This is a genomic window from Bradyrhizobium sp. 44 (assembly GCF_023073095.1).
Taxonomy (GTDB): domain Bacteria; phylum Pseudomonadota; class Alphaproteobacteria; order Rhizobiales; family Xanthobacteraceae; genus Bradyrhizobium.
On sequence record NZ_JADPIY010000042.1, the window covers coordinates 1 to 11,479 of the forward strand.

Genomic DNA, 11,479 nt, shown 5'->3' on the forward strand with positions numbered 1-11,479 from the left:
GCGGACCGGCCGCACAGCGTACGCATTCGACACCTCGAAATTGCCCGAGGCAATTAGGGGTCTTGATTGGCGCCAGGTCAATGGGTTCAGCGCTGCCGATGAGGTGCTACAGGATCCGGGCCTGAAACAGGTCTTTGAGGCGAAGTTGAAGCATGGTTACGCGCTGGTCACGCCTGCTTAGCCTTGGGGGTGCAAGCCAATCTGCCTACCGTTCCGGCGGCCTAAGACGCTTTGAGCGATCACGTCGGCGATCAGAAATATGCTCGCGAACGCCGTAGCCAACGCCAAACCTGGCACCGAACATAAGCAAGATGACGACAACGTCTGCCATTCGATGCGTTCGCCGCTTCCGAGAGAATACCAGAAGTGGGCCGCCAGCTTACCAGCCAATCCGCCGGCGGCCCGTGCCAGTGCTGAAAATTCTGGCCTTAGGCGGTCAGACGACTGGCACACCGATACTGCTGTGGACGTCAGGCGACCTGCAAGATTGCGCTGGGATTAAGGTAACGCAGCAAGGTTACCCGGGTCCTTCGCACGCGGTGTCCGAAGCGTTCTCGCGCTGGCAGTGGCCAGCCGAAGTCTCTCCCTGAGAAGGAAAACCTCTTCGTATTGCTTCTCAGTTTGCAATTTTGTCGCCAAACGCGCGATTTGGTGATTGTTGAGGAGTTCGACGCGCGCAGCAATATTCGTGTGCTTATTCATCATAGACCAGCCCCACTGCCTTATGTCCCGATCACTTTTTTTGCCGTTTCATGGTTTCAAGACGTCACATACCAACCGTCGGGAAACGGAATGAATGGCCAGTGCGCGTTTTCAACATTGTCGTTCGCGGCGGCGGGCTTCGTCGCAGTTGTAGGACCGGCGACGGCTTTTTCCACCTGGGCGGCACTCGCCGCGGTGCGCGCGGCGTACCTAAAATCGATTTGCATGAACAAAGCTCCCCATCGGAAGCGCGATTAAATTTGCAGTGTTCTAAAAAGGATCGATAAGAATTAAGGCACGACGATATATCGGATCCGCGCCGCAAGCAATAGTAGCGCGGCTCTGGCCTAAGTCGAATTCCGCCGTCGCGCAGCGGCACCATACAGAACGCGAATTCACCGAGCGCCCTTCAGACGACACGATGTCGAGCACGTCGTCATCACGCCGTTGTCGCACCTTATGCAAGCCTTGACGCATTGATCATAGTTCTTCGGATCAAAAGGCGAGTACATTTTGCAGCGCATGCATTTGTCGAGTTTGTGACGTCTTCCTCACGCGAACAGGCCGAAAGCCCCGCAGCGACCGCGAGGATAACAACCGCGCGGATCATTCCCTTTCGAGCGCGCTTCACGCTGGCTCAGACCAGGGCGTGCTGGACCGAAGCTACCAGCCTTGGAGACTTCGAGTGCATGGCGGCAAGCTATCGAGATGTCGTGACTACGACAAAAGCGACGGTATTAGCAAAGGCGACCGTGAAAACAGCAAAAGCGGTACAAGGACGAATCATATTTGAAGCGCTCCTCCCAAAGGGCGCCCCTCGGCAATCACCTTAGCGACATGGTCGCCAACAGTTCAAGCTTCGTCTCATAGCACGAAAGGACCTTTGCGAACTTACGATGCCGGAGCCCGGCGTGCGAGTGTCCACTTTTGAACAGTTTGCCCACTAAAGCTGTGCGCCCGCCTCGCAGCAGAGCGCGTTGAAATGCGATTTCTCTGTTTGCGCGCGATGCGGTTCAATTGACCGCTCGGTCTAATTTAGGACAGTCCTGCTTTCCGATTAAGGATATTCGAATTCGAACGGCGTATGGACGCCAACGCGGCGTATTGTTGCTCTTATGCGTTTGAACCGCCAATTCACGATTGTGACGGCACTGGGCCTTGCCCTGACAACGTACGCAGCAGTGGCAGCGCTGAAAGGCTGGCCGGTCATCGGCGAGCACCATCACGACGAGCGCGTGATGCTCATTGAGCGATTGTCCGTATGGGCCCTTTTTGGATCTGCGTTATCGCTCCTTTTGCCGGGCAGGCTGATGATCGTTTGCGGCTTTCTCATAGTGACTTCGCTCGCAATAGAACTGTCGCAAATCCTTCGCCCTGACCGCTATCCCAGCCTCTTCAGCGCTGCGCAGATCCTAAGCGGCATCGTGGGTGCAGCGATCGCTCAACTCGTTCTTATGTTCTTGCCGCGTCCTCCATAGTGGTCGAATTGCCTCTCATTGCCCAAGTAACACTAACGCACAGATGTTCTTGCACCGGTCGACAGCGCGCCCGATGCTTCATGCAGTCGCGAAGTCGTCCTGTCTCGCGTAACGACGCCTTCGCGGCGAGGGGTCGCCGCCTCCTCGGTTGGCGGCCCCGCCCAATAGCGGGAGGCACATGTGCTAGAACGAAGAGCCCACAATCGCTACTTGGTCAATCTCGATGCCGCAGCGTCCTTTGGTGTATTGATCCTGTCGCAGCGTTGCCGCATCCGAGATGCTTCCGTCGGCGGATTTGGCGTCTCGCTAGGTACGATTAGGTGTGTCCCTTTAGGGTTTGATCTCACTATCGACGGAAATCTGCTCCCCATAGCCTGCTGTTTAGTTTGGCGCGGGGCTGATTTTGCAGGGCTCAGGTTCCTCAATTTCTGACGCGGCCGCAAGTCCCTCTACTCCGCAAGACTAGCCAAATGTTGATTGAATGGACGGGTGTTGGGCGGCGACGCGCCAGACGCAAGGCGGTCGACCAAACGGTCATACTCTCGCTCTCAGGCGGTGCGGCAGTCACGCCTGCGCAACGCGAAATGTTTCAGTTCTCGGCGCGGCATATTGCTCGAACATACTCTGATCCCGTCTATGACTTCGACCTATCCTTCGACGAACTTCAAACGATCTTCGCCTGCCGCTTGGTATGGCGTCCCGATGCTTTCGCTGAGATGCACGAGGACGTCTCGAACGCGCTCAGGCGAGGCTCGATAACAATCCAACCGCTATGCGCGCACGCCGCGAACGGAAGTCGCCAAGCTCCGGCCAGACCGACGCGATTGACCCATTGCGGACTACGCTCAATCTAAATCGATAAGATATGCCAGGACCAAGTCTTCGGTCTGAGCTTCGAGAGCGGCGTCTCGATAGATGACAATCTCGGCCTCCTCGGCTCTGCGAACTGTCAACTTCGCCGTCGAGGAGCAAAGCGGCGCGCCATGCGATGTCATGGTGATCAGGTCCTCACGAACCCAGTCCTCTTTACATAACTCGAAGGCTTCGGAGAAATTTTTCGCCTCGAACGCGAACGTAGCTTTGCCGTCAACGTTCATTACGAATACGGAGCCCGAGAAAACGTTCATTAAAACTCACTTTGATCGCCACCGGACAGCCGTGGGTCGAATATGGTCATACAAACATTTTTAAGGCGCAATGGCTCGATCTGGAAATCTGGGGCCGCCCCAGAGTCATATTAAAGGTGGTGGTACGCGCTAATGCGGTGCGCACCACCGCAGCCTCGCGGCGAAGTCAGGGTTGCGCCGCCAACCGCACGCCATCCGGCCCAATCAGTCCGGGGTAGGGCGCCTTGAACTTGTAGACGGTTCCGCTGACGGCACCTTCCATGTAGATATACTGGTTATTCTCGCCGCCAAAGGCAAAGTTCGTGGCCGAAGAATCACCATTTGGCAACGGTACGTAACCGATGATGAACCCACGCGGATCGTACTCGATGACTCCGCCGATGCCGCACGCCGCCCAAAGATTCCCATGCACGTCATAGTGGATGCCGTCAGGCCCACCGTTGCCGGGATTGTAGCTCCCGGCCGTGGCGAAGAAGAATGTCGTGTGCGAGGGATCGTTGGCGCAGTCGGCGCAGGCGGGATTCGGTCCTCGCAGGAATGAATAATACAGCATCCGGTTGCTCGCATAATCCGCAACAGCCAGCGTGCCGTCATCCGGCGAAACCGCTATGCCATTGGGAAAACTGCCGGTGGTGATGATGCGCCGGAGAATGCCGTCCTTGGAATATTGATAGACCGCGCCGGTCCGATCAGCCGCATCGGGTCCGGGGCCTGTTCCCCATGGGTCGGTGAAATACAGGTTGCCCTCGGCGTCGAAGTCGAGATCATTGGGGCCCTTGAAGAGTTCGTTATGGAACGTCGAAACGAGCGAGCTTAGATTCTTCGTCTCCGGATCATAGACCAGGACGCCGAGGTGGCGGGTCGTGACGTAAAGCTTGCCGTCATGCCAGCGCGTTCCCTGCGGCTCGCAAGCTGGACCGAGGTCTCCTTTCGGGTTGCAGTTGAACACGGGGACCAACTTAGCGTCTGGAGTGAGGTAGGACACCCAGCCACTGCCAATCGCGACAAACCAGAAGTTGCCTGCCTTGTCGAAGGCTCCACCCTCAAGAAACTTGCCTTGGGGTTGATCATGGATATCCGCAAACAAAGTAACCGGCCCGATGCCGGGCGGCGGTGGTGGCAGACCCCACGGCTGCACTTGCTCCGGCGATGGTGGACCGGCGAGCGGGGGCGCGGGGGTGGACTGGGCTTGCGCCGATGCGATATGAACTGTTGTGGCCGAGCCCCAGAATACGAGCGAGAGAATACAGACGGCACTTGCCAACTTCGTTGTCATGACGGTTTCCTCCGACGCTTTTGGTTTTTTCTGCCGTGCTTCAAGCATCAGCTCAAAACGTGGCACGAACATGGGCGTGAGGATTTCTTTTGCTACAACCCAAACGTCGTCTTCGAAGTTGTTGCCGGCTTGGAGCTTGCTTAGCTGAAAGCCGTTCAAGCTGAGCGAACGGAGTAACCGCGGGCTCTGTTGCTAAGCTCGAAAGCACTAGGCAAACGGCGGTACCTCGACCAGTGTTCCGATCAGTCTCAACAACGCTTGCTGTTCGGGTCCCTTTCCGTCTCGCAAGAAGTCGCCCAATTCAATGTGAGAAAGACGGCCACCAGAAGGGGCATTGGGCTGATGGACAATAAAAGCATGTCCGTTAGTCGGCTCGCGCCCGATGAACCAGGTGTCGCCATTTGGACTGCGATATAGTTCTCGCCGATCTGACATATCTCCTCCTAACCGCCCCCGGTTAATATGGTAGGCGAATGAGTGCTTTAGAGAAAGATATCTCGCAACTTGGAACGACTAGCGCGTGGAACTGGATGGTTAGACTTTGAGACCGCAAGGGAGGCGGCGCCCTCTCATGAGCCAACGCGCTAAAAAGGCCAGCGGACCCCGCTGGTGAGCCACTCTCTTCCGCCCACCAAAGCGCGATCGACCTGACGCCGGCACACCGGTCAGCGCCCGGCGAGCGCGAGGCGGTATTGCCGTCCCCCTCGGTGCGACGCTCTCCCGACGCTCCATGGTCGCGATGCTGACCGCGGCCGTGGCGCCGGCAATCGCAGCTTTATCAGCCTCGACCGCGCTGATCGCAGAGAGCCCAGTGCTGCTTGCCTTCGGCGTTGAACTGGATGAAAGGCGTGCGGCTTCCGAAGCGGTGCATCCAGCGCCGTGGCATGGCGGCGCCCGTTCCCTGATTAGCCCCCGCCGCGTCCTTTTCGCCGTTGGTCACTTCGGGAAGCTCCGAATAATTGACGCAGGTGGCGAACGGAGGCGGCGCCGAGGTTCTGGAAGCTCAGCAGATCGGCATCGGCCATGTTTCGGACCTCACCGACGGTCTCGACGCCCTCGATCTTGAGTGCGTTGCGAAGACGAGGCGGCAAATCGATTTGGTCAAGAGACGTTTCGTCTGAAAATTGAATGGCCTCTACCCGCATGTGCAAAAAAGAAGATAGCTTGCATGTGAATAGGCGCAAAACCTGACGGCAGCCTTACCGCTGCGCCTCTGTCGCCAAGGCCTCTAACAAAGCCACTTGAGTTCGCGACGTCTTGAAGCACGGTCAAGCTCGGGGCCAAGCGCCTCCGGTCGCGTCCCGGGCGACGGCAGTCTGGGAAAGGCCGCTCTTTGCGGCCGTATCTTTCGCGAAGCTGTCTTTATTGCCGCCATTTTGGCGGTCATTCGATCGACGCCCCGGTTTACTTGTCTCCGGGCACCCTTCCGCTTGGCTATCAGCTCCGCCCGCTGCGCCGGTTTCAGCTCGCGGCACGCTGATTGACAAACTCCACCCCGGCGAAAGCGTCGCGATGCCATACGAGGCGGCAGGCGAAGCTCGTTCGAAATCGGTCGAACGATAGTTCGAAGTCAGCCGACGGGATCGGAGTATCTTTTAGAAGAATGCCGGCGCCAAGAACCGAAAGGTTTTGCATTTCGCAGGGCGCGACTGTTGCACCGCCCGAGAGCGAGAGCATAACTGTCTGGTCGACAGTCTTGCGTGTGACCCGTCGCCGTTCAATGCCCGACCATTCAACAAACACGTTCGCTCCGAATCTAGCAGCATCAGGTGGGCGGGAGCGCCGACTTAAGGGGGCGGCCCCTCGCCGCGAAGGCATCGATACGCGAAACCAGGACGACTTCGCGCATCAAGCATCGGGTTCGTTGTCGGCCGACGCAAGACGGTCTACGCGTTAGTGTTACTTAGGCCGCTCAACGGCGTCTGAGAGCTTTGTGGATAGCTTCAACTTTTTCTAGCGTTCGTGCGAACTCAGACCGCAGATGTTGGGCGTGCGCGCCGTCCCTCGGCTTTGAGAGGAACGCGATCTTCACGAAGAAGCGGTTCAACAGCGTTGTGACCGCAAGATTATCTGAATTTTGCGAGCGCAATGCTCTGATCTGTCGCCGTATCTCGACTAGATCGAGCGGATGATTGTCCGGTTCATTCGTCAAAACGGCGCTCGCGCTATCGATAGCAAAAGCGAAACCGCCGTGCCGAGTATGATGGCGCGACGGTTTCGCCGTGGCGGGGGCACGGACAAGGGCAATGTCCGATGCGCAAATCTAGCCCTTCGACGCGTTGCCGCAATCGAAGCTAGAAATTAAGCTTGATGTCGCCGCCGCAGGTTAATACCGGAACCGCAATCGCGGAGGGCGTTGAGAACGTCCGGCGATGGCCCTACATTCGCTTCAGGAAGTTGCGGGAGCGCGAAGGTGCAAACGATCGGACGGCGGCTGCTGTGGCACGGAATGGCTCTGTTTCTGCTGGGATTGCTGACCGGCTTGGCCGAACAACACTTCTCGAACGTCCGGATGGGGCTCGCGGCTCACCTCGAAGGCCTCATGAACGGAACCTTCCTCTTGGCGCTTGGCGGCAGTTGGACGCAGGTTCGGCTATCCGCCGCGTTTGAGCGCATGGCATTCGCGACAGTGCTGGCCGGGACATACGGCAATTGGGCGACGACGACGCTCGCGGCCGTGACCGGCACAGCCGCACTCTCACCGATCACAGCCGCGGGCCGAGGCGCCCCGGCTTGGCAAGAGACGCTGGTTATGGCCGGCTTTGTTTCGGTTGGCATCCTGATGCCGGCCAGCTCTTGCCTCGTCCTTTGGGGGCTGCGGCGACGAGCTGGGAAAGGTGCGCCCGTGAGGATGTCGCGGTGCTACTACCGTGGGCTTCGCGATCCTTCGAACGTGACCACTGCGCAACGCTGCTTGAGGGCTGCCTCACAGATCTATTTTGGTCCCGTGTCCTTGAGGATCGTTTTCACGGCGCAGAGCTTGAACTCTTGAGCTTGAAGGCGCTAGGATGCCGCGAGGGGGCGCACCTGGGGAGGAGCTGCTTCACTATGATTGGTCCTCGTTCTGCGTTCATTGCCTTCACAATTGCTTTTACTGCTGCCGTCTTGTTCGCCGCCCTCACAACATCAAGACATCTAGCGGGTACTCACGCGACGTCGTCGAAGCCGATTGCTTCGAGTTCACAGCGAACATCGGTCTAGGACGCAGCCCTAACGGGATCGAAGTAGCTTATGCGGATCGCTGTGTTGATCATCGTTGCTACCGTGCTCGCCGCTTGTTCGCGCGAAGACGACGCAACGGGCTCGACAAATGCTTGCGCTGCAAAGTTGTACTTCATGTTCGACCCGAAGAATTTTGATCAATGCGTCAATGCCTGCATCAAGTGCGACCATGGTGTAATGACGACGTGCTCGACGTCTTGCCGTTTGAAGGGCGCCCGCTAGATTTGTCGGTCTTCTGTGGAAAAATTGCGTGGATATCTTAGCAAGCTTGACGCATGCGACGTTCACAGCGAAGAGGCTCGGTGCTTGCCGGCCGATCCGCCTGACCTCTCCGCTCATTTTTCCCTACCTCAGTTCCATTATCCGTATTGCTCCCGACGGCGGCCCCGGATCAGGTCTGCTAGATCAGACTGCTCATGACATTGAAGTTGAATGCGCCACTCGGCGAAGCCTCAGTTGAGATGCAGCCACTGCGGAACAGCCTAAGCTGCACCACAAAATTCTGGGCCCGGTTGCCGGGCGATGCGTGCGCCTGTTCCTCTTGGGTGCGGCGAACGCGTCTGGACGAGTGAGCGCCTCAATCGCTCCTATCGCAAGATCTTCTCGCGTCCCAGAGCGTCACTTCTGTCTACTTTTGAACGGTCGCGAGCGCGGCCGCGCGGGCTATGAGCTGATACGTGCGCAGCAGAATAATCTCGCCAACCGTAACGGCCTGCACTCTTGGATCTTTCGCAATTGCAAAAATAGAATTGTTGGATTGTGTCATCTTGATCACAGTAGAATCAAGAACTTCCCCGCTGAGCATGGCTTGCATGGCCGTACACAAGGTAACGGCGGTACGCGGGGCTGGCGCAGATTGACAGCCGGGCACTAGTTGAGGCGCCGGAGGGCAACTTGGCGGCTCGTTTTTTGGGAACACCTAGCTTTGTGCTGCATTTCAGATGCATGCGGCATCTGACTTTCAATCTGACCGATCTCCAGTCTTTCAGTACCAAAAGCTACCCGATCACCGTCCACAAGATCGAGCAAGTCGAAGGCTTCACACGCGAAGTCGCCCAGGATCTGGTCAAACATATTCCGGAGCTGAGGCGGAAGGGAATGTGCGTCGCTCTTTACGACGAAGAAGGCCGCCGCATCTTAGTGGCGCCGTTAGACCCGGTGCAGTAGCCCCTCATTGCAGTGGCGGCAACAGTTCGATGAGAGTGCACGAACCGCGCCGCCAATGGAATATATAATGATGATCAGTAGCAGCCTCCTTCGGGAGGCGTTTTCTTTTATGCAGCCTGAGCGCCGTGTTCGCGCACAAGATGGTCTAAGCGCCGATTGGTCTCGGCGAGCCTTTCCAGCAGCTCGGCTTCAGTGAGCCAAAACAACTCACTCTCACCATCCATTTTGGCACGCTGCTTACAAAAGGCGGACATAGATTTAAAATATTGGTTCGTTTCCATACAAGAGCCTCCCAGCTCCCCTTGTTAGTAGCGAAAGTTGTGCCGGTTTTCTGTCAGCCAGTTCACACCTCGTCCGCACACTTATGCTCTTAGGAACTGAGTTAATAGACATTTTGCCCAAGAACTAACATATGTTTACGAATTTTCCGCACGTTACAGAAGCAAACCTTATAATTTTCGTTACTAAGGTTGTGCGCTTAGGCCCCTAGTAGGATGAGCGGACTAGTTCGTCCCACTAAACTGGAGCTCCCGGCTCCTCATCAAACTACTCACTCTCCCACCATCCCCACTCACATGATCGAAGCCTGCCATGACGCTTATGCTTCACAGCGGCGCTATGAGCTACTGTCGACTGAGGCCGTTAGACAGGTGACTGGAAATCGACCAGCCAAGCTCCTGGCCGCCTTGATAGATCCCGCCGGCCAGGGAAGTGGGGCCGACGAGCGGCATCTCGCAGCCTGACAATGCGGTTGACGCCGCAGCAACCGCCATTGCGTCGATGTTCACCGCGATCACCCTCGGAGAGCGAGTCGACGTCCCTTGGGCAATTTACGCCAGCCACTCTTTTGTCAAACGCCATGGTAGCCCGTCCTCGCCTGACGGCATCAACCGCTTCAGCGTTGTCGAACTGGTTGATCAGATTCAGGCATTACCAGCGGCCCGGTGGATAAAGATGCATGCGCCTACGGCAAGGGTCGCGGTGCGATGCAGTAATATTCCCAGCGTGCACCTCGCAATCAAGTCAGGCGCCGGTATCGCTCCCTTGCCGGCCGCCTATGCAGCCGCGGACGACGATCTTGTCTGTGTGCTTGGCCGCTTCCTGAATTAGACTATCCAATGTTCCTTCTTACACACCGGGATCTTCGCAGGATACCGCGCGTCAATGCTGTTTTTGAGTTTTGCCTCAGCGAACTGAAGTCAGTCCTGATGCGCGGTAAAATGTAGAAATGAGCAACCCGGCGATCTGGTTTTGGCCCATCGTTTCTGCTGAGACGGGGCCGCTGGATGTCGGCTCACGAGGGTAGACCAGAAGTTAGCAGCCGAGCGCCGATCGCCGCTTGTGACCCGAGCGGACTACGCTCAATCTAAATCGATAAGATATGCCAGGACCAAGTCTTCGGTCTGAGCTTCGAGAGCGGCGTCTCGATAGATGACAATCTCGGCCTCCTCGGCTCTGCGAACTGTCAACTTAGCCGTCGAGGAGCAAAGCGGGAGGCCGTTTGATGTAATCGTGGTCAAGTCATCACGAACCCAGTCCTCTTTGCACAACTCGAATGCTTCCCGAAAATTCTTTGCCTCGAACGCGAACGTAGGTTTGCCGTCAACGTCCATCGCGAATACCGAGCCCGAGAAAACAGTCATTGACACTCACTTTTCATCAGTATCGCGTTTCGCTTCGCTTCACATTGGCTCACGACCGGCGCATTTGGCCGAAGCGTCCAGCCACAGGTGGCCTCTTTTGGCCGCAAGCAAACGCCCGCTCGTGGGCCCGTTGCTGACTTTTGCTTACGGGCCGCGATCTCTGCCTTCAGGAGATAAGCCGATCTCAGTCAAGTAGGTGTCGAGATCAGCCTTTGACCCTGGCTGTGTGAAAACGCCGTGCCTGCTATGATTCCCGCACTGAATCGGTGGGGCTGGCATGGTTCGTTTCATTCAAGGAGCTGATCGCGGGCAATCTACTTTGTTGCCGGAATGCCTGGACGACTGGGTTGCAGATGACAATCCGGTTCGCGTGATCGACGCCTTCGTTGCAGCCCTCGATCTGGCTGAACTTGGGTTCGGTGGCGTTGAGCCTGCCGGCACAGGTAGGCCGTCGTATCATCCGGCCGCGCTCTTAGGGCTCTACATTTACGGTTATCTCAACCGTGTCCATTCGAGCCGCCGGCTTGAGCGTGAAGCTGGCCGCAACGTCGAAGTGATGTGGCTGCTCGCCAGGCTTGCGCCTGATCACAAAACGATTGCCGATTTCCGTAAGGACAATGGTCCCGGCATCAAAAAGGTCTGCGCGCGCTTCGTCGAGGTGTGCCGCAAGATGGGCTTGCTCGCGACAGCCAGCGTTGCGATCGACGGCAGCAAATTCAAAGCAGTCAATAATCGCGATAAGAACTTCACGCGCGGCAAAGTCGAGCGGCGGCGCACGCAATTGGAGGAGAGTGTTGCGCGCTATCTCGCTCAGCTCGATACCGCCGACCGGCAGGAGCCGTCGGAAACACTGGAGTTAAAAAA

Annotated in this window: 15 protein-coding genes; 6 read left to right on the forward strand and 9 right to left on the reverse strand. The window is 57.2% G+C overall.

Going from position 1 to position 11,479, the window contains the following annotated elements; translation table 11 throughout:
* Nucleotides 1-181, forward strand: a 181-nt coding sequence (locus IVB41_RS34900; protein WP_247439313.1) for a hypothetical protein, incomplete at its 5' end; no start/stop codon positions are given.
* 577 nt (nt 182-758) lie between these two features.
* On the opposite strand, the gene IVB41_RS34905 is transcribed toward IVB41_RS34900, so the two are convergent.
* Nucleotides 759-929, reverse strand: coding sequence for a hypothetical protein (locus IVB41_RS34905; RefSeq protein WP_247439315.1), 171 nt, complete (start codon nt 927-929; stop codon nt 759-761).
* 888 nt (nt 930-1,817) lie between these two features.
* On the opposite strand from IVB41_RS34905, the gene IVB41_RS34910 reads away from it, so the two are divergent.
* Nucleotides 1,818-2,180 (forward strand): VanZ family protein, encoded by a 363-nt coding sequence (locus tag IVB41_RS34910; protein WP_247439317.1) that lies wholly within the window; start codon nt 1,818-1,820, stop codon nt 2,178-2,180.
* 845 nt (nt 2,181-3,025) lie between these two features.
* Here the strand turns inward: IVB41_RS34910 and IVB41_RS34915 are convergent.
* The 5 genes from IVB41_RS34915 to IVB41_RS35725 all read right to left on the reverse strand — a co-directional run bounded on the left by IVB41_RS34915 (nt 3,026) and on the right by IVB41_RS35725 (nt 6,326).
* Nucleotides 3,026-3,307 (reverse strand): hypothetical protein, encoded by a 282-nt coding sequence (locus IVB41_RS34915; RefSeq protein WP_085383448.1) that lies wholly within the window; start codon nt 3,305-3,307, stop codon nt 3,026-3,028.
* 166 nt (nt 3,308-3,473) lie between these two features.
* A complete protein-coding gene (locus IVB41_RS34920; RefSeq protein ID WP_247439319.1) occupies nt 3,474-4,742 on the reverse strand; it encodes an SMP-30/gluconolactonase/LRE family protein in 1,269 nt (422 codons plus the stop codon).
* 619 nt (nt 4,743-5,361) lie between these two features.
* A complete protein-coding gene (locus tag IVB41_RS34925) occupies nt 5,362-5,523 on the reverse strand; it encodes a hypothetical protein (protein WP_247439320.1) in 162 nt (53 codons plus the stop codon).
* On the reverse strand, nt 5,489-5,728 hold the full coding sequence (locus IVB41_RS36010; RefSeq protein WP_407062518.1) for a DNA-directed RNA polymerase subunit alpha C-terminal domain-containing protein: 240 nt from the start codon (nt 5,726-5,728) through the stop codon (nt 5,489-5,491). Before IVB41_RS36010 ends, IVB41_RS34925 begins: the two co-directional genes overlap by 35 nt.
* 316 nt (nt 5,729-6,044) lie before the next feature.
* A complete protein-coding gene (locus IVB41_RS35725) occupies nt 6,045-6,326 on the reverse strand; it encodes a PilZ domain-containing protein (protein ID WP_247439324.1) in 282 nt (93 codons plus the stop codon).
* 670 nt (nt 6,327-6,996) lie between these two features.
* On the opposite strand from IVB41_RS35725, the gene IVB41_RS34940 reads away from it, so the two are divergent.
* Nucleotides 6,997-7,575 carry a hypothetical protein gene (locus IVB41_RS34940; protein WP_247439326.1) on the forward strand — a complete coding sequence of 193 codons (579 nt, stop codon included), beginning with the start codon at nt 6,997-6,999 and terminating at the stop codon, nt 7,573-7,575.
* Between the two features lie 858 nt (nt 7,576-8,433).
* Here the strand turns inward: IVB41_RS34940 and IVB41_RS34945 are convergent.
* Entirely contained in the window at nt 8,434-8,619 is a 186-nt protein-coding gene (locus tag IVB41_RS34945) for a hypothetical protein (RefSeq protein WP_247439328.1), read from the reverse strand.
* 80 nt (nt 8,620-8,699) lie between these two features.
* On the opposite strand from IVB41_RS34945, the gene IVB41_RS34950 reads away from it, so the two are divergent.
* The gene (locus IVB41_RS34950; protein ID WP_247439329.1) at nt 8,700-8,972 is read left to right on the forward strand and encodes a hypothetical protein; all 273 of its coding nucleotides are present in this window, start codon (nt 8,700-8,702) and stop codon (nt 8,970-8,972) included.
* 107 nt (nt 8,973-9,079) lie between these two features.
* On the opposite strand, the gene IVB41_RS34955 is transcribed toward IVB41_RS34950, so the two are convergent.
* Nucleotides 9,080-9,253: a hypothetical protein gene (locus IVB41_RS34955; RefSeq protein WP_247439331.1), complete on the reverse strand. Its 174-nt coding sequence runs from the start codon at nt 9,251-9,253 to the stop codon at nt 9,080-9,082.
* Nucleotides 9,254-9,683: 430 nt separating this feature from the next.
* On the opposite strand from IVB41_RS34955, the gene IVB41_RS34960 reads away from it, so the two are divergent.
* Nucleotides 9,684-10,082 (forward strand): hypothetical protein, encoded by a 399-nt coding sequence (locus IVB41_RS34960; protein ID WP_247439338.1) that lies wholly within the window; start codon nt 9,684-9,686, stop codon nt 10,080-10,082.
* Nucleotides 10,083-10,333: 251 nt separating this feature from the next.
* Here IVB41_RS34960 and IVB41_RS34965 read toward each other — a convergent pair whose 3' ends face one another.
* Nucleotides 10,334-10,615: a hypothetical protein gene (locus tag IVB41_RS34965; protein ID WP_247439333.1), complete on the reverse strand. Its 282-nt coding sequence runs from the start codon at nt 10,613-10,615 to the stop codon at nt 10,334-10,336.
* 277 nt (nt 10,616-10,892) lie between these two features.
* Between IVB41_RS34965 and IVB41_RS34970 the strand changes: the two genes are divergently transcribed.
* The coding region (locus IVB41_RS34970; protein ID WP_247439335.1) for a transposase at nt 10,893-11,479 on the forward strand (587 nt) is incomplete at its 3' end.